Genomic DNA, 19864 nt, shown 5'->3' on the forward strand with positions numbered 1-19864 from the left:
CCTTGCCCCGCAAGGCCCGGCGCGAGCTGTACGCACGTTATCCACAGGCCCTTCCACACAGACTGGGGGCAACTGCACAGGCTGCGACCCACGGTTCGAGCGGGCTGTGGCCTGGCGTGGGAAGTATTTCGCTTGACCTGGCGGCCGCCCCTTGAACAACGCGACAGCCAGAGATGCAAAAGGATAACTGCAGTGATGGCCCGAGGCCTTTGATCTCGCTGCCTGCGCCAGTCTTTCCAGTGCTTGCCCACAGAGTTATCCACAGGCTGCACAGGTGAAACGAGGGGCAATTGACCTCGCCATAAAAGCCTTGACAAATGCCCGCTGCAGCGTCAGAAAAACCGCTGCTCAAAAAACAACCACACCTCTGTAAGCCTTGTATTACATGGTCTTCAGCCATGTACTACCAAGTTACCCACAGTCGGTTCCACACGAATCGGGGACAACTTCAATGCCTTTGAAAACAAGGGTCTGGAGCGACGTTGTGTCGCGTTACCTGCACACCTGCAAATAACTTTTCCACAATCTGCCGCAAGGCCGATCTGCGGCCCGATCGCGGGTCAAGCCCGCTTGTGTCTTGAGGAGGGGTTAGAATCTGAAGTGAGAGCGGTGAATGGCAAGCTGATAGCCCGAGGTGCCCTGAGCACGCGTGGGAGCACAAGCTGCCATTCACCGTTCTACTTTGGCGAGAGCCCGAACAGTTGGATGAGGGCCAAATCTCGAATCACAAGCGTGGGCCAAGCCAAAGTACTCTCACACCTTGAGTCTAAGAGGGTTTGGCCATGTCTTCCTCTGTCGGTATCGATGTTTCCAGTGCCACGCTCGCCGTTCACATCCGCCCCGAGGATATTAGTTTCAATGTTTCCAATGACTTGAGTGGATTTAAGCAGCTCGTCGAAAAACTTGGCGAGTACCAGGTTTCAGCCATTTTGCTTGAAGCAACCGGCGGTTATGAATGCAGTGCCCTTCGGGCACTGCAAGGTGCTGGTTTCCCGGCCTTCCGAATCAACCCCAATCGCGCCCGGGATTTCGCCAAGTCCATGGGCAAGCGTGCCAAGACCGACCCTATCGATGCAGCTGTGCTTGCCCATTTCGCCGAGGTGCTGCCGCCTCAACGTTGCGTAGCGATGACCCCTGAGCGAGCTTTGCTACGTGAACTGCTGATCCAGCGGGATCGTTTCGTCCAGCAACGTGACGATGACAAGCGCCGACTGAAGCAAGCGCAAACGGCATGTGTTTTGGCGAGTCTGGAGCGCCATATCAACTATTTGAAGGCCGAGATCAAAGCGCTTGAGCAAGAAATTGCCAAGCAGGCGGAGGAACTGCATGACGACCGCGTAGCGCAGCTCATGCAGGTCAAAGGTATCGGCCTGGTCACAGCCGCCAAACTGGTGGCCTTGCTACCGGAACTGGGTCAGGTGAGTCGCCAGGAGATCGCGGCTCTAGTGGGTGTCGCGCCGTTTAACGAAGATAGTGGCAAACACTCTGGCAAACGTTCGATCTGGGGAGGGCGGACACGAATCAGGCGGGCGCTGTACATGGCGTGCTGGGTCGTCATCCGGCACAACAAGGACTTCACTGAGCGTTATACCGCTATGAGGGCCCAGGGAAAGCTAGCGAAGGTAGCGGTAGTGGCATGCATGAGAGTCCTGATCGTCCGTTTGAATGCGATGCTCAAGGCCGGTACGCCGTGGCAGGAGCAGATCGCTCAACCGTAGGAGCCAGCTTTGCTGGCGATGCCCGGCTACGCCGGGCCAGGGGCGCTAAGCACCCCATCGACGGCAGAGCCGGCTCCTACAAAAAGACAGTTGCTCCCACAAGGTTCACCGCGGCCCCTGTGGGAGCGGGCTCGACCCGCGATTGGGCCGTAATACGCACAGAAAAAACCCCGGCAAGCCGGGGTCTTCTTTAATGTTCGCCGTCAGTGCCCACCCAGATACGCGTTGCGCACCTCCTCGTTGACCAGCAGTTCCTGCCCGGTGCCGGTCATGCGGATCTGCCCGTTGACCATCACGTAGGCGCGGTCCGACAGCTTGAGCGCATGGTTGGCGTTCTGTTCCACCAGGAAGATGGTCATGCCGGTCTTGGCCAGCTCGCGCAAGGTCGAGAAGATCTGCTTGACCACGATCGGCGCCAGCCCCAGCGACGGTTCATCCAGCAACAGCAACTTGGGCCGGCTCATCAGCGCCCGGGCAATCGCCAGCATCTGCTGCTCGCCACCTGACATGGTCATCGCCCGCTGGTTGCGCCGTTCCTTGAGCCGCGGAAAAAGCTCGAACATGCGCTGCATGTCCTCGCCGGCGAACTTGTCGCCAATCGGGATGGTGCCCATCATCAGGTTCTCTTCCACCGACATGTCCGGGAACACCCGGCGCCCCTCCGGCGACTGCGCAATGCCGTTGGAGGCGATGTAGTGGGACGACTTGTGGGTGATATCGGTGCCCCGGTAGAGGATCTGCCCCGACGCCGCGCGCGGCTGGCCGAAGATCGACATCAGCAGCGTGGACTTGCCCGCGCCGTTGGAGCCGATCAGGCTTACCGTCTCGCCTTCGTCGATGTGCATCGAGACCTTTTTCAGCGCCTGGATCGGGCCGTAGAACACGTCCAGGTCCTTCAGTTCGAGGATCGGTACGCTCATGCCAGCTCCTCTTCATCGGCGCCCAGGTAGGCCGCGATCACCGTCGGGTTGTTGCGGATCTCCTGCGGCGCGCCCTCGGCGATCACGTTGCCGTGGTCCAGCACCACGATATGGTCGGAAATGCTCATTACCATGCCCATGTCATGTTCGATCAGTACCACCGTCAGGTCGTGCTCGTCGCGCAGCACGCGGATCATGCGGCTGAGCGCTTCGGTTTCCTGCGGGTTGAGGCCGGCGGCGGGTTCGTCCAGGCAGATGATCTGCGGGCGCGTGCACATGGCCCGGGCAATTTCCAGGCGGCGCTGCTGGCCATACGAGAGCTCGCCGGCCAGGCGGTTGGCGCAGTCCACCAGGTCGACCACCTCCAGCCAGTAGAAGGCATGGTCCAGGGCGTCGCTCTCGGCCTGACGGTAGGCCTTGGTGTTGAGCACCCCGGCCAGCAGGTTGCGGTTGACCCACATGTGCTGGGCCACCAGCAGGTTCTCCACCACCGACATTTCCTTGAACAGGCGAATGTTCTGGAAGGTACGCGCCAGCCCCGCCCGGTTGACCAGGTGGGTGCCGCCGAACATCTTGTAGTACAGGCGGCTGGCAAAGCTTCTGGGCGACACGAAGTCGGCCGCCTGGAAGCGTTCGCCCAGCAGCTGGATGACATTGGTGCGAGTGCCGCGCAGGTTCAGCTCGATCTTGCCGCCGCTGGCCTTGTAGAACCCGGTAAGGCAGTTGAACACGGTGGTCTTGCCCGCGCCGTTGGGGCCGATAAGCGCGAAGATGGCGTTGCGCCGGACCTTCAGGCTCACGTCGCTGAGCGCCTTGATGCCGCCGAACTGCATCATCAGGTTGTCGACCGAAAGAATCACTTCGTCGCTCATGGCGCCACTCCTTTACGCGGGACCACACCGGTGCGGCTGATGCGGATCAGCCCACGCGGTCGCCAGATCATCATCAACACCATCAGCACGCCAAATAGCAGCACGCGGTACTCGGAGAAGCTGCGCAGCAGCTCCGGCGCCACGGTGAGCACGAAGGCGGCGATCACCACCCCGACCGTCGAGCCCATGCCGCCGAGCACCACGATGGCCAGGATCAGCGCCGACTCGAAGAAGGTGAACGAGGACGGGTTGACGAAGCCCTGGTAGCTGGCGAAGAACACCCCGGCCAGGCCTGCGGTGGACGCACCCAGGGTGAACGCCGAGAGCTTGACCAGCACATGGTTCAGGCCCATCGAGCGGCAGGCGATCTCGTCCTCGCGCAGTGCTTCCCAGGCGCGCCCCACCGGCATGCGGGTGAGCCGGTGCTTGATGTACAGCACCGCCAGCACCACCAGGAACAGCACGATGTAGATGAACAGGAATTTCACGTTGGGGTTGTAGTCGATGCCGAAGAACTCGTGGAACGGTACCCCGCCGTCCTTGGCTCGGCGCCCGAATTCCAGGCCCATGAAGGTCGGCGACGGTACCGGCATGCCGTTGGGCCCGCCGGTGAACGACAGCCAGTTGTTGAGCACCAGGCGGATGATCTCGCCAAAGCCCAGGGTCACGATGGCCAGGTAGTCCCCGTGCATCCTCAGCACCGGAAAGCCCAGTATGCAGCCGGCCAGTGCCGCGGCGATCGCCGCCAGCGGCAGCACCGTCCAGAAGCCCAGCCCCAGGTACTGGTAGCCCAGCGCCAGGCCATAGGCACCGATGGCGTAGAACGCCACGTAGCCCAGGTCGAGCAGCCCGGCCAGGCCCACCACGATGTTCAGCCCCAGGCCCAGCAGCACGTAGATCAGCCCGAGGATGACCACGGTAAGCAGGTACTTGTTGGCGAAGAACGGGAACACGATGGCAATCACGATCAGTGCCGGGATGATCCAGCGCAGGCGCGACTTGTAGTCCGGCGCCAGCACATGCACACCCGAGCCACTGCTCTCGAAGCCCTGCAGGATGGCCTGGCCCTTGCTGGTCTGCAGGAACAGGCTGAGCACGAAGCGTCCCAGCATCACCCCCGCCACCAGCCAGGCGACACGCGCGGGCTGCATGTTGAAGCTGTAGCCGTCGAGCACCACGCCGACGATGGGGCCGAACACGATCAGGGAAATCAGCCCGGCGAGAACCATATCGACCAGGCTGCGCTTGATATCGATGGAAGCGTTTTTGGCAGCAGACATACTTACACCTTGGCCACGAGTGGGCGACCCAGCAGGCCTTGGGGACGGAAGATCAGGATCAGTACCAGCAGCGAGAAGCTGAACACGTCCTTGTAGTCGGAGTTGATCAGCCCGGAGAACAGCGACTCGGAAATCCCCAGGATGATGCCCCCGAGCATCGCGCCCGGCAGCGAGCCGATACCGCCCAGCACCGCCGCGGTGAAAGCCTTGATGCCGATGATGAAGCCGGCATAGAAGTCGAAGGTGCCGTAGTTCATGGTGATCAGCACGCCGGCCAGCGCGGCCATCACCGCGCCGATGACGAACACGTAGGAGATCACCCGGTCGGTGTTGATGCCCAGGATCGAGGCCATCTTGCGGTCCTGCTGGGTGGCCCGGCACATGCGCCCCAGCTTGGTGAACTTGATGATGTAGGTGAGCGCGGCCATGCCGACGAAGGCTGCCACCAGGATGAAGATCTTGGTGTAGGTCAGTTGCACGAAGCCGGTGCCCACTTCAAGGCGCCAAGCGCCTTCGAGCAGGGTCGGTACGCCCTGTTGGCGGGCGCCCTGGCTGATCTGCGCGTAGTTCTGCAGGATCAGCGAAATGCCGATGGCACTGATCAGCGGTGCCAGCCGGGTGGAGTTGCGCAGGGGTTTGTAGGCGATGCGTTCGATGGTCCAGCCATACACGCCGGTGACCACCACCGTGAAGATCAGCGTCCCGAGCATCAGCAGGGGAAAGGACTCGATACCGAAATACGCCAGCAATGCCAGGCTGATAGCCGCCAGGTAGGCGGAAATCATGTACACCTCGCCGTGCGCGAAGTTGATCATGCCGATGATGCCATAGACCATTGTGTAGCCGATGGCGATCAGACCATAGACCGACCCCAGGGTCAGACCATTGATCAGTTGCTGCAGGAAAATACCATCCATAACGCAATCTCACGTATTTGAGATTGCACAAGCGCCGACCACGTTGCACCGCCGTTTAGGCGGTACAAGCGGCGCCGGGTTGTGCAGATCTACGAGAAAAGACAGGTACGGCAAAAACCGGGGCGCGCCCCGGGCAACGAATGCCCGGGGTGCCGGCCGTTGTTATTTTTGTTTTTCCAGTTGGTGATACTTGCCGTCCTTGTCCCACTGGTAGACCACGTAGTCGGACACGGTCAGGTCACCCTTGGCGTCCCACTTCTTCTCGCCCATCACGGTCTGCACCGGGTTGGCCTTGAGCCACTTGGCAGCGTCTTCACCCTTGTTCGACTTGGAACCGTTGAACGCGGCAGCCAGTGCCTGGATCGAGGCGTAGGCGTACAGGGTGTAGCCTTCGGGCTCGGTACCGGCCTTGCGGAACTCGTCCACCACCGCCTTGCTGTCGGGCAGCAGGCGCGGGTCGGCGCCAAAGGTCATGTACACGCCATCGACGTACTGCTTGCCGCCGGCGGTCGACACCAGTTCGTCGGTGACGATGCCGTCGTCGGACATGAACTTGACGTCCTTGAGGCCCTGCTCGCGCAACTGGCGTACCAGCGGGCCGGCTTCGGGGTGCAGGCCGCCGAAGTAGACCACGTCGGCACCGGTGGAGCGAATCTTGGTGACCACGGCGCTGAAGTCCTTCTCGCCACGGGTCAGGCCCTCGTACAGCACCGGGGTGACGCCGCGCTTGGTCAACTGCGCCTTGGTGGCGTCGGCCAGGCCCTGGCCATAGGTGTCCTTGTCGTGCAGCACGGCAACCTTCTTGCCCTTGAGCACATCGACGATGTAGTCGCCGGCCACGATGCCCTGCTGATCGTCGCGCCCGCACATGCGGAACATGGCGCTCAGGCCACGTTCGGTGACCTGCGGGTTGGTCGAGCCGGGGGTGATGGCGATGACCCCGGCCTCGTCGTACACCTCCGACGCCGGGATGGTGTTGGACGAGCAGAAGTGCCCGACCACGCCGATGACCTTGTCCTGGTCGACCAGGCGGTTGGCCACGGCCACCGCCTGCTTGGGCTCGCAGGCATCGTCGCCCTTGACCAGCACGATCTTCTCGCCGTTGATGCCGCCCGCGGCATTGATCTTGTCGGTGGCCGCCTGCGCACCTTTCATGTATTGCTCGCCAAACGCCGCGTTGGCACCGGTCATCGGGCCCGCTACACCGATCTTGACGTCGGCCTGTACATACGAAGACACGCCCATCGCCGTGGCAACGGCGAGGGCCAGAAAGCCTTTCTTGTAAAACGTCTGCGACATGAGGTGGTGCTCCTGAGTTTTTTTGGTTGGCACTACAACGTTCAGCAATTGCGATGAGCAAGGGCCGTGCCATTGGATTTTTATTCTGTAAAAACTCGCGATCAGGTTCGGCAGGCGCCGCTTTCGCGCCTTTTCCACGGGCCGTGCAACCTCCTGCCCTGCACCTGGCGCCACCCACGAACCGCTTGAAGCGCAACCCTTGAGTGCCATCATTGCAACCCTGACCTGTGTTTACGTGCAACCAGCCTGTAACAAGATACGTAACCGAACTGCACATCCTTGGTGCGCATCTGCTACAGCGGGCACCATAAGAGGCTAGCTGGCCAATGCGAAAACCGCCGCTACCCATAGCCTGCTACCGAATTACCCCGTCGGCGCCGGCCTCAGCGGCAAAAAGACTGGCACAATGGGCTGCATTGGCGGCCCCGGATGGGCGCACGCCCGACCTGGAGTCCTTTATGAGCGAAAGTGCCTTCGCCAACCGCATCGTGCAGAGCCTGCTCGATACCGATTTCTACAAGCTGACGATGATGCAGGCGGTGCTGCACAACTACCCCAACGTGGATGTGGAGTGGGAGTTCCGCTGCCGCAACGGCGAAGACCTGCGCCCCTATCTGGCGCAGATCCGCGCACAGATCGAACGCCTCAGCGAGCTGAGCATCAGTGCCGAGCAGTTGGGCTTCCTGGAGCAGATCAGCTTCATGAAGCCGGACTTCCTGCGCTTTCTGGGGCTGTTTCGCTTCAACCTGCGCTACCTGCACCTGGCCATCGAGCACGACGAACTGGTACTGCGCCTGCACGGTCCGTGGCTGCACGTGATCCTGTTCGAGGTGCCGCTGCTGGCGATCATCAGCGAGGTGCGCAACCAGCACCGTTATCCACAGATCAAGCTGGTGGATGCACGCGACCAGCTGTACCGCAAGTTCGACTGGCTGCGCGCCAATGCCAGCAGCGAGGAGCTGGCCGAACTGCAGGTGGCCGACTTCGGCACCCGCCGACGCTTCTCCTACAAGGTCCAGGAACAGGTGGTGAAGGTGCTGACGGCGGAGTTCCCGGCGCGCTTCGTGGGCACCAGCAACGTGCACCTGGCACGCAAACTGGATATCAAACCGCTGGGCACCATGGCCCACGAGTGGATCATGGCCCACCAGCAGCTCGGCCCGCGGCTGATCGACAGCCAGATCGCCGCCCTGGACTGCTGGGTGCGCGAGTACCGCGGACTGTTGGGAATAGCACTGACCGACTGCATCACCATGGATGCATTCCTCGGCGACTTCGACCTGTACTTCGCCAAGCTCTTCGACGGCCTGCGCCATGACTCCGGCGATCCGGTGCAATGGGCAGAGAAGGCCATCGCGCATTACCGCAAGCTGGGGATCGACCCGATGACCAAGACGCTGGTGTTCTCGGACGGGCTGAACCTGACCAAGACCCTGGAGATATTCCGCGCCTTGCGCGGGCGCATCAATGTCAGCTTCGGCATCGGCACCAACCTCACCTGTGACATTCCCGGGGTGGCGCCGATGAGCATCGTACTTAAAATGACCGACTGCAACGGCCAGCCCGTGGCGAAGATTTCCGATGAAGCGGCCAAGACCCAATGCCGCGACGCCAACTTCGTCGCCTACCTGCGCCACGTATTCAAAGTGCCCAAGGAGTAACCCATGCAAGCCGTCCAGCGAGAGATTGCGCAGCAGCTCAAGGTCCAGCCGCCGTTCGCCGACGCGGCCGCGCTCGAGGCCGAGAAGGCCCGGCGCGTGGCCTTCATCCAGCAATGCCTGAAGAACGCCGGGCTCAAGACCCTGGTGCTGGGCATCAGCGGTGGTGTCGACTCGCTGACCGGCGCCCTGCTCGCCCAGCGCGCGATCAACGAGCTGCGCGAACAGACGGGCGATGTGCATTACCGCTTCATCGCCGTACGCCTGCCGTACCAGGTGCAGCATGACGAGCATGACGCCCAGGCGTGCATCGATTTCATCCAGCCCGACGAATGCCATACGGTGAACATCGCGCCGGCGGTGCAGGCGCTGGCGGCCGAGGTCGAGGCGCTCAGGGATGGCAAGCCGGCGCTGGTGGATTTCGTGGTGGGCAACACCAAGGCGCGCATGCGCATGGTGGCGCAGTACACCATTGCCGGGGCACGTGGCGGGCTGGTGATCGGCACGGATCACGCGGCCGAGGCGGTGATGGGGTTCTTTACCAAGTTCGGTGACGGGGCCTGCGACCTGGCACCGTTGAGCGGGCTGGTGAAACATCAGGTGCGCGACATCGCACGCAGCTTTGGCGCGCCGGAATCACTGGTGGAGAAGGTGCCGACCGCCGACCTGGAAGACCTGGCGCCGGGCAAGCCGGACGAGGCATCGCATGGGGTGACCTATGCGCAGATCGATGCGTTTCTGCACGGCGAGGCAGTGAGCGAGGAAGCGTTCGAGATCATCCGGCGCACGTACGAGAAGACGCATCACAAGCGCGAGATGCCGTTCGCCCCTTGAAACGACTTCGCCGGCAAGGCCGGCTCCTACGGGTATCCACGAAACCCGGTAGGAGCCGGCCTTGCCGGCGAAGAGGCCAGACCAGGCAAGGTTACTTCAGGGTAACAGTGCCTTTCATCATCGAGATGTGGCCAGGGAACGAGCAGAAGAAGCCGTACTTCTCGTCAGCCTTGAGCTTGGAAACATCGAAGGTCACCGAGTCCTTCTCGCCAGCACCGATCACCTTGGTGTGGGCGATCACGCGGTCATCACCTTCCTTCAGGTAATCCTTGTCGATACCGGCGCTCAGGCCGTCGGTGGCGATTGGCTGCATGTCAGCTTCTTTGCTGATCACCAGGTTGTGGCCCATGACGTTCTTCGGCAGGTTGCCCGAGTGGGTCAATTCGACGGTGAAAGTCTTGCAGCTCTTGTCGATCTCAATGGCCTTGGTGTTGAAGGACATCTGGTCGGTGGAATCGACCGTGACCTTGCAATCGGCAGCGAAGACCTGGGCACTGGCGAGGGTCAGCAGGGATACCGCAACAGCTTTGGCAAACATCGTGAATCTCCTTGGCAGGGGTTTTTTATCCGTTTCTATACTGCCCCAGAGCGTCCCCCACCGGCCTGATATGAGTCAAGGGGCAGGTTAGGCGCGCTGGTAGTAAATTTTCGCTATGGATTGTATACACAAAATCCGCGGGACCATCATGCGCCATTCAGGGACGATGAGACAACCTCTCAATTAGGAGTACAGGACATGTCCCTTGGTAGTCTGATGCGCAGCCTGCTGGCTGCCTATGCCTGCGGTGCCACTGGCAGCAACGTCGAATTCGCGCGCCCGGAGTAATGGGCCGTCACGCCGGGCCTTCATCCAGCGGCAACACCGTCACCTGCACCTGCGGGTCATGGCTGCCCCCGCCCAGAATCACCCCACGCAGCGGTGACACATCGGAAAAATCCCGGCCCCAGGCCAGGGTGATGTGCTCCAGCGCCGGCAGCAGGTTGTTGGTGGGGTCGAAATCCACCCAGCCGTTGACCGGGCAATACACCGACACCCACGCATGCGAGGCATCGGCCCCGATCAGCCGGGCCTGCCCGGGCGGCGGGCGCGTCAGCAGGTAGCCGCTGACATAGCGCGCCGCCAGCCCGCGCGAGCGCAGGCACGCGAGCATCAGGTGGGCGAAGTCCTGGCACACGCCGCGGCGACGCTGCAGCACCTCCACCAGCGGGGTGGCCACCTGGGTGGCACCGGCATCGAAGGTGAACTGGCTGAAAATCTGCTGCATCAGGGCCTGCACGCACAGCAGCAACGGCTGGCCCGGGGCGAAACACGGCTCGGCAAACGCGACGAAACGCTGCTTCAGCCGCACATACGGCGATTCGAAACAAAAGCGGCACGCCTCCAGCGTGGCCGCAGTCAGCGCCTGCCCCGAATACGCCAGCGCCTGGCACACCTGTTCCCACGGCGGCGAGGCAACCAGCACCGGCGCGGCGCGCGACAGCACGTTCACCTGCACCCGCGTCACCACGCGCAGTTGATCATGCTGGCGCTCCAGCGCCAGCCGGGTCAGCGGGTTGCCGAAGCCGTCGAGCTCGTCGCGCCGCCGGGTCGGCAGCGGGTCGACCTGCAATTGCCGGTCTTCGCACTGCTGCCAGGCACAGGCCCGTGGCCACAGATGCACCAGTTGCTGGGCCAGGGACACCGGGCTGTCATAGCGGTAATGGGTGTCGTGCAGTACCTGGTAGCGCGCGCTCATCAGGCCGACACCGTCTGCTGGCTGATGTCATCGACATGCACGAAGTGGCGCAGCGCCAGTCGCTCGGAGGCCTGCAGGCTGGCCTTGGCGATCTCGCCCAGCAACTCGGCCAGGCCATCGAGCACCGCGCGTACGCTGGCCTTGCCGAACAGCGCGTGCTCCAGGCTGCCCAGGTCGAAGTGGTACAGGCGCTCGGCCAGCAGGACCAGGGTCGGGTCTGGCGGGCTGCCGAACTCATCGCTGGATCGCTCCAGGGCACGCACCAGCAGCTTGAGCTGGAACAGCACCGCATGGGGGTTCTGCTGGTCGAGCAGGAGCAGGTCCAGCACCGGAATCAACTGCGCCACCGCCAGGTAGCGCGAGCGGTAGGTGATGCTGCTGTTGCCCAGTTCAAGCAGCCATTCCAGGCCTGCCTGGTCGAAGGCGCCGGGGCCGCGCAGAAAACTGGCCAGGCTCAGGCTCAAGCCCTGCAGGCGCTCGATGCGCCGGCCGATCATCAGAAAGCGCCAGCCTTCATCGCGGGTCATGTCGTCCAGGGCAAAGCCGGACAGCGCCGCCAGCGACATCACCAGGCGGTTGAGAAAATCCAGCAGCTCGCCGAAGTCCGCCGTCTGCCCACCCAGCGCCTGGGCTTCGTGCTGCAACTCCACCAGCGCCTGCCAGTTCTCCCGCGAGAGCTTGCCGCGCACCTGGGCGGCGGTCCATTGCAGGCGCTGCAGGTTGGCGCGCAGGCTGAACGCCCAGTCGGCATCGAGCAAGGCAGCGCGCAGGCGCTCGGCCAGGGTGCCCTCGGGGGGCAGCAGCTCAAGCTCTTCGGCCAGGGCCACCGCCGCCTGCCAGGTGGACGGATGTTCGCCATCCAGGTAGCGGCTGAGCAGGATGCGCAGCAGGCGCGCGCTGGTGTCGCAGCGCTCGCAATAGCGGCCGAACCAGAACAGGTTTTCCACGACCCGCGACGGCAGGTACGGGTCCTGGCGGATCAAATCGGCCACGCCAAGGGTGCGGCTGGCCTGCCACTGTTCGCCGACCGGGGCCGCTTCGCCGAGTACCCAGGTGTCCTTGCTGGCCCCGCCGCGCTGCATCGACACCACCTCGGCATCGGCCAGGGCGGCCACCCGGGTCAAGCCGCCGGGCAGCACCCGGTAGCCATCGGCGGTGGCCACCGCATACACCCGCATGCCGATCGGCCGCGCCTGCAGCGTGCCCTGCCATACCGGTGCCTGGGACAACTGCGCCAGTTCCTGTGCCACGTAGGCATACGGGCGTGCACGGATGCGCCCGGCCAAGGCATCGCGCGCCGCGTCGTCCAGGTCGCGCCCGAACAGCGCAGCGAAACTCTGCGAGGGGAACGCCGGCTTGATCAGCAGCTCCGGCAGCCTGGCCAGGGCCTGCTCCAGCGCAGGCGGCTCGCCGCACCACCAGGTGGCGATCGACGGCAGGCTCAGGGCCTCGCCGAACAGGTGCTGGTTGATGGCCGGCAGAAAGCCGAGCAGGCCGGGAGATTCGAGCACCCCGCTGCCCAGCGCATTGGCCACCAGCACGCGGCCCTGGCGTACCGCGTCGAGCAGGCCGGGCACGCCGAGGGCCGAGTCGGTACGCAGTTCCAGCGGGTCGCAGAAATCGTCGTCCAGGCGGCGCATGATCGCGTGCACCCGGCGCAGCCCGCCCAGGGTCTTGAGGTAAACCGTGGCATCGCGCACGGTCAGGTCGCTGCCTTCGACCAGTGGGTAACCCAGCTGGCGGGCGAGGAACAGGTGCTCGAAATAGCTTTCGTTGAAGCGCCCCGGGGTCAGCAGTACCACCAGTGGCGGTTCCTGGCCGCTGGGTGCCAGGCGCAGCAGGCTGTGTTGCAGGTTGCGAAAGAAGCCGGCCAAGTGCTGCACGTGCAGGTCGCGGTACAGGTCCGGCAGGGTGCGCGTGACCAGCGTGCGGTTCTCCAGCGCGAAGCCGGCCCCGGAGGGCGCCTGGGTGCGGTCGGCGGTGACCCACCAGCGCCCATCGGGGCCGCGGGCAAGGTCGGCAGCGTACACATGCAGGAAGGTCGAGCCGGGCGGCGTGATGCCCTGGCACGGCCAGAGAAAATTGTTGTGGCCGAACACCAGCTCGGACGGCAGCAGGCCTTCGCCGATCAGGCGCTGCGGGCCATAGATGTCGGCCAGTACCGCGTTGAGCAGGTGCGCGCGCTGGGCGATGCCCGCCGCCAGCGCCTGCCACTCCTGCGCGGGGATCAGCTGCGGCAGCAGGTCCAGCTCCCACGGGCGATCGGTGCCGTCGGGGTCGGCGTAGATGTTGTAGGTGACGCCGTTTTCCTGCAGATGGCGCGCCAGTTGGGCCTGGCGCTGGGCCAGCTGGGTGGGGCCGCTGCGTTGCAGGTGCTGGTGCAGGCGCTGCCAATGCGGGCGCACGCTGCCATCCGCCGCGAACATCTCGTGGTAGGAGGCAGGGCTTGGTGAGGCCAGCGGGTCAGCCATGGGCGTGCTCGGTGACGGCAGGTGATGCAGGGTAGCGTGTGGCGGGGATGGGGAGAAGGATGGATGTGGCCTCGGGGGCCTCTTCGCCGGCAAGGCCGGCTCCTACGATCAGTACAGGAGCCGGCCTTGCCGGTGAAGAACGCGACGCGTATCAGCGTGGCAACACCGGCTCGCGGGTCTTCTTGCCCTTGCCCTTGCCACCCTTGGCGGCGTCCTTGCGTGCCTTGGCCGCTTCCTGGTTACGCGCAAAGGCGGCCGCCTTGGCCTGCTCGCGCTTGTCCCACGGCTTGGCACCGTCGCTGGCACGCGGCGGCAAGCCGGTGTGCTGGGTCAGGATCTTGGTTTCCTTGGCCACCTTGTGGCTGCCCGCCGGCGTCGAGTTCTTGCGCCGCGCACTCTGGTAGCTGTCGGTCGCCGGCTGGTGCAGCGGGATCAACTGGTGCTTGGCCGGCCCGATCAGGTCGGCACGCCCCATGCGCTGCAGGGCTTCGCGCAGCATCGGCCAGCCCTTGGGGTCGTGGTAACGCAGGAACGCCTTGTGCAGGCGGCGCTGCTCCTCGCTCTTGACGATGGTCACCGCGTCGCTCTTGTAGGTGACCTTGCGCAGCGGGTTCTTGCCCGAGTGGTACATGGCAGTGGCCGAGGCCATCGGCGACGGGTAGAACGCCTGCACCTGGTCGGCGCGAAAGCCATTGCCCTTGAGCCACAGGGCCAGGTTCATCATGTCTTCGTCGGTAGTGCCCGGGTGCGCCGCGATGAAGTACGGGATCAGGTACTGCTCCTTGCCCGCCTCCTTGGAGTACTTCTCGAACATGCGCTTGAAGCGATCGTAGCTGCCGATACCAGGCTTCATCATCTGGTTCAGCGGGCCTTCCTCGGTATGCTCCGGGGCAATCTTGAGGTAGCCGCCCACGTGGTGGGTGACCAGCTCCTTGACGTACTCCGGCGACTCGACTGCCAGGTCGTAGCGCAGGCCCGAGGCGATCAGAATCTTCTTCACCCCCGGCAGGTCACGCGCACTGCGGTACAGCTGGATCAGCGCCGAGTGGTCGGTGTTCAGGTTGGGGCAGATGCCGGGGAACACGCACGACGGCTTGCGGCACGCAGATTCGATTTCCGGGCTCTTGCAGGCAATGCGGTACATGTTGGCGGTCGGCCCGCCCAGGTCGGAGATGACCCCGGTAAAGCCCGGCACCTTGTCGCGGATTTCTTCGATCTCGCGAATGATCGAGTCGTGGGAACGGTTCTGGATGATGCGGCCTTCGTGCTCGGTGATCGAGCAGAAGGTGCAGCCACCGAAGCAGCCACGCATGATGTTCACCGAGAAGCGGATCATGTCGTAGGCCGGGATCTTCTCCTTGCCATACGCCGGGTGCGGGACGCGCGCATAGGGCATGCCGAACACGTAGTCCATCTCTTCGGTGGTCATCGGGATGGGCGGCGGGTTGAACCACACGTCCACCTCGCCGTGCTTCTGCACCAGCGCACGGGCGTTGCCCGGGTTGGTTTCCAGGTGCAGCACGCGGTTGGCGTGGGCGTACAGCACCGCATCGCTGCGCACCTTCTCGTAGGACGGCAGACGGATCACGGTCTTGTCGCGGGTCATGCGCGGGCTGGCCAGAATCTGCACCACCTTGGCTTCCTGCGGGTCTTCGACCGGGCCCTTCTCCTGCTCGATGGCGCAGGCCTGGGTGTCCTGGGTGTTCACGTACGGGTTGATGATCTTGTCGACCTTGCCCGGCCGGTCGATACGCGTGGAGTCCACTTCGTACCAACCCTGCGGGGTGTCGCGGCGCACGAAGGCGGTGCCGCGGATGTCGGTGATGTCTTCGATCTTGTGGCCGTAGGACAGGCGCTGGGCGACTTCGACGATCGCGCGTTCGGCGTTGCCGTACAGCAGGATGTCGGCGCAGGCGTCGATCAGGATCGAGTGCCGCACCTTGTCCTGCCAGTAGTCGTAGTGCGCGATGCGGCGCAGCGAGGCCTCGATGCCACCCAGCACGATCGGCACGTGCTTGTAGGCTTCCTTGCAGCGCTGGCTGTAGACCAGGCTGGCACGGTCGGGGCGCTTGCCGGCCAGGCCGCCCGGGGTGTAGGCGTCGTCCGAGCGGATCTTCTTGTCGGCGGTGTAGCGGTTGATCATCGAGTCCATGTTGCCGGCCGCGACACCGAAGAACAGGTTCGGCTCGCCCAGCTTCATGAAGTCGTCTTTGCTCTGCCAGTTCGGCTGGGCAATGATGCCCACCCGGAAGCCCTGGGCTTCGAGCAGCCGGCCGATGATGGCCATGCCGAACGACGGGTGGTCGACGTAGGCGTCACCGGTCACGATGATGATGTCGCAGGAATCCCAGCCGAGCTGATCCATCTCCTCCCTGCTCATCGGCAGGAATGGCGCTGGCCCGAAGCATTCGGCCCAGTACTTGGGATAGTCGAAAAGTGGTTTGGCTGCTTGCATGTCAGTGACCGGTTCTTGGTATCAGGGAAATCGCGGGCGCGGAATATAGCACAAATTTTGACCAATTCCGACGTCAGAAGTCGGAATTGGCCATCGGCACCTTATTCGTCGTCGTCGAAGTTGTAGCTGCCCGGTGCCAGGTTCTCGAAGCGCGTGTACTTGCCGATGAACGCCAGGCGCACGAAGCCGATGGGGCCGTTACGCTGCTTGCCGATGATGATCTCGGCGATGCCCTTGTGCTCGGTCTCGGGGTGGTACACCTCGTCGCGGTACACGAACATGATCACGTCGGCGTCCTGCTCGATCGCACCCGATTCACGCAAGTCGGAGTTCACCGGGCGCTTGTTGGGGCGCTGCTCGAGGGAGCGGTTGAGCTGCGACAGGGCGATGACCGGGCAGTTGAATTCCTTGGCCAGGGCCTTGAGCGAGCGCGAAATCTCGGAAATCTCGTTGGTACGGTTGTCACCGCTGGAGCCCGGGATCTGCATCAGTTGCAGGTAGTCGATCATGATCATGGCGATCTCGCCATGCTCACGCACCAGGCGCCGGGTACGTGCGCGCATTTCCGACGGGCTGATGCCGGCGGTGTCGTCGATGAACAGCTTGCGGTCATTGAGCAGGTTGACCGCCGAAGTCAGGCGCGGCCAGTCGTCGTCGTCCAGCTGGCCGGAACGCACCTTGGTCTGGTCGATGCGCCCCAGCGAGGAGAGCATACGCATGATCAGCGATTCGCCTGGCATCTCCAGGGAGTACACCAGCACCGCCTTGTCGCTGCGCAACACGGCGTTCTCCACCAGGTTCATGGCGAAGGTGGTCTTACCCATCGACGGACGGCCGGCCACGATGATCAGGTCGGCCGGTTGCAGGCCGCTGGTCTTCTCGTCCAGGTCGGTGTAGCCGGTGGAGATACCGGTGATGGCGCTGTCGGAGTTGAACAGCGTGTCGATGCGGTCGATGGCCTTGGTCAGCAGTTCGTTGACCCCTACCGGGCCACCGGTCTTGGGCCGTGCTTCGGCGATCTGGAAGATCTGCCGTTCGGCCTCGTCGAGGATCTCGGCGGCGTTGCGGCCCTGGGGGTTGAACGCGCTGTCGGCGATCTCGCTGCTGATGCTGATCAGCTGGCGCAGTGTGGCGCGCTCGCGAATGATCTGCGCATAGGCCTTGATGTTGGCCACCGACGGGGTGTTCTTGGCCAGCTCGCCCAGGTAACCCAGGCCACCGACCTGAGAGCTCAGGCCTTCCTTGTCGAGCTGCTCGTGCAGCGTCACCACGTCGAACGGGGTGTTGAGGTCGGCGAGCTTGTAGATGGCGCGGAAGATCAGGCGATGGTCATGCCGGTAGAAGTCGCCGTCGGAGACTTGATCGAGCACGCGCTCCCAGGCGTTGTTGTCCAGCATCAGGCCACCGAGTACAGCCTGTTCGGCCTCGATGGAATGCGGCGGCACCTTCAGGGCAGCGGTTTGCAGATCATATTGCTCGGGGGCGGTTATCTCGTTCATGGCCACTTGGGAATCAGGGTGTTGAAAAAGACAAAGGGCACGACCTGCAATGCAGGATCGTGCCCGATGTTAACCGGCTGGCACCCAGGGTGCCAGTCGATTGGTCCAGCTTAGGCTGCGACGACAACCACGCGAACGGTGGCTTCTACGTCGCTGTGCAGGTGCACGGCTACGTCGAATTCGCCAACGTTGCGGATGGTGCCGTTCGGCAGACGCACTTCAGACTTGGCCACTTCAACGCCGGAGGCGGTCAGGGCGTCAGCGATGTCGTGGGTGCCGATCGAACCGAACAGCTTGCCTTCGTCACCGGCGGTGGCAGTGATGGTCACTTCCAGCTCGGCCAGTTGGGCAGCGCGGGTTTCAGCCGAAGCTTTCTTGTCAGCAGCCAGTTTTTCCAGCTCGGCGCGACGCTCTTCGAACGCAGCCAGGTTGGCAGCGGTCGCAGCGGTAGCCTTGCCGAATGGCAGCAGGAAGTTACGACCGTAACCGGCCTTAACATTTACCTTGTCGCCCAGGTTGCCCAGGTTGGCGACTTTTTCCAGCAGGATCAGTTCCATTAGGTATAAACCTCTTAACTTTTAACCTTCACCGTTCGCGTCACCGGCATCTTTCGATGCAGAACGACCGCGAAAATCAATCAGGCTGTCGACAATGGCCAGAACCACGAGCAACGGATAAATCAGCTGCATGAACAGCACCAGCGTCACGTACATCCCCACCAGCCAGAACCTGGCCAGGCGCTTCTGCGCGACCAGCCCGTGAATCAGGGCCAGCCCGGCGAATACCAGCGGTACGCTGCACAACGGTGTCAACATCGCCAGTTCGCTGCCGAAATTCGGCGCTATCAGCATGCACACCAGCAGCAACAGCGCCGGTACCAGCGGGAGCCGTATGGCGCGAAACTCGCTGCCAAAGCCTCCCGGGTTGTACAACGCGGCTTGCCAGTAGCGACCCAACATCAGGGCCAGCAGACTGACTGCCTGCAGCAATGCCGCAATCAGGCCGGTAAGCACCGGTGCGATCACGCTCCCCAGGCGGGCCCGCTCTTCTACCGTCAACTGCTGGTAGAGACCGTCGAGCATCTGCGGCAGGGCTTTTTCAAGCACCTGCGCCAGCGCTTCGATCGGTTCGCGGAACACCGAACCCAGGATGACGCCATACACCAGGCCCCAGGCGATGCTGAACAACAGCACCCGGCTCCAGGACTGTCCGGCGCGTAGCAACGCAGCCAGACCGAAGGTTCCCAGCAACACCATCAAGGTGCGCGGTTCACCGAAGAACCACCAGACCAGCGCGGGCAGCAATGCCCAGGCGAGGATCCCGGAGGCGTCCTTGAAACCGCGCCGCAGGAACACCAGGCTCCCGGCGGCGGCACTCAACCAGAACAACAGCGGCAATGCCGCACAACCGACCACTACCAGAGTGGCCTGCACGCGACCGCGCATGATGAAATCAGCTAACGCTCGCATGCACTTTATCCCTTGCTACCTGTCGACGACCCGGTCTCAGCGGCCGTGGCTGTCGGTGTAGGCCAGCAGGGCCAGGAAGCGGGCGCGCTTGATAGCGGTAGCCAGCTGACGCTGATAACGAGCTTTGGTACCGGTGATACGGCTTGGAACGATCTTGCCGGTTTCGGATACATAAGCTTTCAGGGTGTTGAGATCTTTGTAATCGATCTCTTTCACTTCTTCAGCAGTGAAGCGGCAGAATTTACGACGACGGAAGAAACGTGCCATGTAATAGGCTCCTCAAAAGGTCCGTGGATTACTCGTCAGCGTTATCGCTGTTGTCGCTGTTGTCGCTGTCATCGCCTTCGGCGTTGTCAGCGTGCTCAGGACGGTCGCGACGCTCACGGCGCTCACTGCGGTTTTCTTCAGCCTTGAGCATCTCGGACTGGCCGGTAACGGCTTCGTCGCGACGGATGACCAGGTTACGGATCACGGCATCGTTGTAGCGGAAGTTGTCTTCCAGCTCGGCCAGGGCCTTGCCGGTGCACTCAACGTTCAGCATCACGTAGTGAGCCTTGTGAACATTGTTGATTGCGTAGGCCAGTTGACGACGGCCCCAGTCTTCCAGACGGTGGATCTTGCCGCCGTCTTCTTCGATCAGCTTGGTGTAACGCTCAACCATGCCGCCGACTTGCTCGCTCTGGTCAGGGTGGACCAGAAAGATGATTTCGTAATGACGCATGAATGCTCCTTACGG

At 63.1% G+C, this 19864-nt stretch carries 17 protein-coding genes; 3 read left to right on the forward strand and 14 right to left on the reverse strand.

What is annotated here, in order from left to right; translation table 11 throughout:
- Positions 1-782 precede the first annotated feature (782 nt).
- Complete coding sequence (locus tag V9K84_RS19355; RefSeq protein ID WP_088513811.1) at positions 783-1718, forward strand: transposase; 936 nt, start codon at positions 783-785, stop codon at positions 1716-1718.
- Positions 1719-1921: 203 nt separating this feature from the next.
- Here the strand turns inward: V9K84_RS19355 and V9K84_RS19360 are convergent, their stop codons facing one another.
- The 5 genes from V9K84_RS19360 to V9K84_RS19380 all read right to left on the reverse strand — a co-directional run bounded on the left by V9K84_RS19360 (position 1922) and on the right by V9K84_RS19380 (position 7006).
- On the reverse strand, positions 1922-2638 hold the full coding sequence (locus V9K84_RS19360) for an ABC transporter ATP-binding protein (protein ID WP_043863511.1): 717 nt from the start codon (positions 2636-2638) through the stop codon (positions 1922-1924).
- Positions 2635-3510 (reverse strand): ATP-binding cassette domain-containing protein, encoded by an 876-nt coding sequence (locus V9K84_RS19365; RefSeq protein WP_054916169.1) that lies wholly within the window; start codon positions 3508-3510, stop codon positions 2635-2637. The genes V9K84_RS19360 and V9K84_RS19365 overlap by 4 nt, the downstream gene beginning before the upstream one ends.
- Positions 3507-4790 carry a high-affinity branched-chain amino acid ABC transporter permease LivM gene (gene livM / locus V9K84_RS19370; protein WP_043863512.1) on the reverse strand — a complete coding sequence of 428 codons (1284 nt, stop codon included), beginning with the start codon at positions 4788-4790 and terminating at the stop codon, positions 3507-3509. Before livM ends, V9K84_RS19365 begins: the two co-directional genes overlap by 4 nt.
- 2 nt (positions 4791-4792) lie before the next feature.
- Positions 4793-5707: a branched-chain amino acid ABC transporter permease gene (locus V9K84_RS19375; RefSeq protein ID WP_043863513.1), complete on the reverse strand. Its 915-nt coding sequence runs from the start codon at positions 5705-5707 to the stop codon at positions 4793-4795.
- Positions 5708-5869: 162 nt separating this feature from the next.
- A complete protein-coding gene (locus V9K84_RS19380) occupies positions 5870-7006 on the reverse strand; it encodes a branched-chain amino acid ABC transporter substrate-binding protein (RefSeq protein ID WP_043863514.1) in 1137 nt (378 codons plus the stop codon).
- A gap of 458 nt (positions 7007-7464) precedes the next feature.
- Here V9K84_RS19380 and pncB point away from each other — a divergent pair, with 458 nt between their 5' ends.
- Together pncB and nadE are read left to right on the forward strand one after the other, a co-directional pair.
- A complete protein-coding gene (pncB, locus tag V9K84_RS19385) occupies positions 7465-8667 on the forward strand; it encodes a nicotinate phosphoribosyltransferase (RefSeq protein WP_043863515.1) in 1203 nt (400 codons plus the stop codon).
- Positions 8668-8670: 3 nt separating this feature from the next.
- Entirely contained in the window at positions 8671-9498 is an 828-nt protein-coding gene (gene nadE, locus V9K84_RS19390) for an ammonia-dependent NAD(+) synthetase (RefSeq protein WP_043863516.1), read from the forward strand.
- 91 nt (positions 9499-9589) lie between these two features.
- Here nadE and azu read toward each other — a convergent pair whose 3' ends face one another.
- The 9 genes from azu to rpsF form a co-directional block, all read right to left on the reverse strand.
- Complete coding sequence (azu, locus tag V9K84_RS19395) at positions 9590-10036, reverse strand: azurin (protein ID WP_043863517.1); 447 nt, start codon at positions 10034-10036, stop codon at positions 9590-9592.
- A 295-nt stretch (positions 10037-10331) separates the two neighbouring features.
- Positions 10332-11234 (reverse strand): transglutaminase family protein, encoded by a 903-nt coding sequence (locus V9K84_RS19400; protein ID WP_088514721.1) that lies wholly within the window; start codon positions 11232-11234, stop codon positions 10332-10334.
- A complete protein-coding gene (locus tag V9K84_RS19405) occupies positions 11234-13705 on the reverse strand; it encodes a circularly permuted type 2 ATP-grasp protein (protein WP_088514720.1) in 2472 nt (823 codons plus the stop codon). The genes V9K84_RS19400 and V9K84_RS19405 overlap by 1 nt, the downstream gene beginning before the upstream one ends.
- A 151-nt stretch (positions 13706-13856) precedes the next feature.
- Positions 13857-16160: a YgiQ family radical SAM protein gene (locus V9K84_RS19410; protein ID WP_043863520.1), complete on the reverse strand. Its 2304-nt coding sequence runs from the start codon at positions 16158-16160 to the stop codon at positions 13857-13859.
- A gap of 101 nt (positions 16161-16261) precedes the next feature.
- Positions 16262-17659 (reverse strand): replicative DNA helicase, encoded by a 1398-nt coding sequence (gene dnaB / locus V9K84_RS19415; protein WP_043863521.1) that lies wholly within the window; start codon positions 17657-17659, stop codon positions 16262-16264.
- Positions 17660-17769: 110 nt separating this feature from the next.
- The gene (gene rplI, locus V9K84_RS19420) at positions 17770-18216 is read right to left on the reverse strand and encodes a 50S ribosomal protein L9 (RefSeq protein WP_043863522.1); all 447 of its coding nucleotides are present in this window, start codon (positions 18214-18216) and stop codon (positions 17770-17772) included.
- 21 nt (positions 18217-18237) lie between these two features.
- Positions 18238-19128 (reverse strand): hypothetical protein, encoded by an 891-nt coding sequence (locus V9K84_RS19425; protein ID WP_043863523.1) that lies wholly within the window; start codon positions 19126-19128, stop codon positions 18238-18240.
- A gap of 36 nt (positions 19129-19164) precedes the next feature.
- Complete coding sequence (gene rpsR / locus V9K84_RS19430) at positions 19165-19395, reverse strand: 30S ribosomal protein S18 (protein ID WP_003171373.1); 231 nt, start codon at positions 19393-19395, stop codon at positions 19165-19167.
- A gap of 28 nt (positions 19396-19423) precedes the next feature.
- A complete protein-coding gene (rpsF, locus tag V9K84_RS19435; RefSeq protein ID WP_043863524.1) occupies positions 19424-19849 on the reverse strand; it encodes a 30S ribosomal protein S6 in 426 nt (141 codons plus the stop codon).
- Positions 19850-19864: the final 15 nt, after the last annotated feature.

Source organism: Pseudomonas sp. AE27 (assembly GCF_037113495.1).
In the GTDB taxonomy this organism is placed as follows: domain Bacteria; phylum Pseudomonadota; class Gammaproteobacteria; order Pseudomonadales; family Pseudomonadaceae; genus Aquipseudomonas; species Aquipseudomonas palmensis.

Coding starts and splice junctions, on each gene's coding strand:
- pncB (WP_043863515.1), top strand. CDS start 7,465: ATGAGCGAAAGTGCCTTCGCCAACCGCATCGTGCAGAGCCTGCTCGAT.
- azu (WP_043863517.1), bottom strand. CDS start 10,036: ATGTTTGCCAAAGCTGTTGCGGTATCCCTGCTGACCCTCGCCAGTGCC.
- V9K84_RS19355 (WP_088513811.1), top strand. CDS start 783: ATGTCTTCCTCTGTCGGTATCGATGTTTCCAGTGCCACGCTCGCCGTT.
- rpsR (WP_003171373.1), bottom strand. CDS start 19,395: ATGGCACGTTTCTTCCGTCGTCGTAAATTCTGCCGCTTCACTGCTGAA.
- V9K84_RS19425 (WP_043863523.1), bottom strand. CDS start 19,128: ATGCGAGCGTTAGCTGATTTCATCATGCGCGGTCGCGTGCAGGCCACT.
- nadE (WP_043863516.1), top strand. CDS start 8,671: ATGCAAGCCGTCCAGCGAGAGATTGCGCAGCAGCTCAAGGTCCAGCCG.
- V9K84_RS19360 (WP_043863511.1), bottom strand. CDS start 2,638: ATGAGCGTACCGATCCTCGAACTGAAGGACCTGGACGTGTTCTACGGC.
- rpsF (WP_043863524.1), bottom strand. CDS start 19,849: ATGCGTCATTACGAAATCATCTTTCTGGTCCACCCTGACCAGAGCGAG.
- dnaB (WP_043863521.1), bottom strand. CDS start 17,659: ATGAACGAGATAACCGCCCCCGAGCAATATGATCTGCAAACCGCTGCC.
- V9K84_RS19405 (WP_088514720.1), bottom strand. CDS start 13,705: ATGGCTGACCCGCTGGCCTCACCAAGCCCTGCCTCCTACCACGAGATG.
- rplI (WP_043863522.1), bottom strand. CDS start 18,216: ATGGAACTGATCCTGCTGGAAAAAGTCGCCAACCTGGGCAACCTGGGC.
- V9K84_RS19365 (WP_054916169.1), bottom strand. CDS start 3,510: ATGAGCGACGAAGTGATTCTTTCGGTCGACAACCTGATGATGCAGTTC.
- livM (WP_043863512.1), bottom strand. CDS start 4,790: ATGTCTGCTGCCAAAAACGCTTCCATCGATATCAAGCGCAGCCTGGTC.
- V9K84_RS19400 (WP_088514721.1), bottom strand. CDS start 11,234: ATGAGCGCGCGCTACCAGGTACTGCACGACACCCATTACCGCTATGAC.
- V9K84_RS19380 (WP_043863514.1), bottom strand. CDS start 7,006: ATGTCGCAGACGTTTTACAAGAAAGGCTTTCTGGCCCTCGCCGTTGCC.
- V9K84_RS19375 (WP_043863513.1), bottom strand. CDS start 5,707: ATGGATGGTATTTTCCTGCAGCAACTGATCAATGGTCTGACCCTGGGG.
- V9K84_RS19410 (WP_043863520.1), bottom strand. CDS start 16,160: ATGCAAGCAGCCAAACCACTTTTCGACTATCCCAAGTACTGGGCCGAA.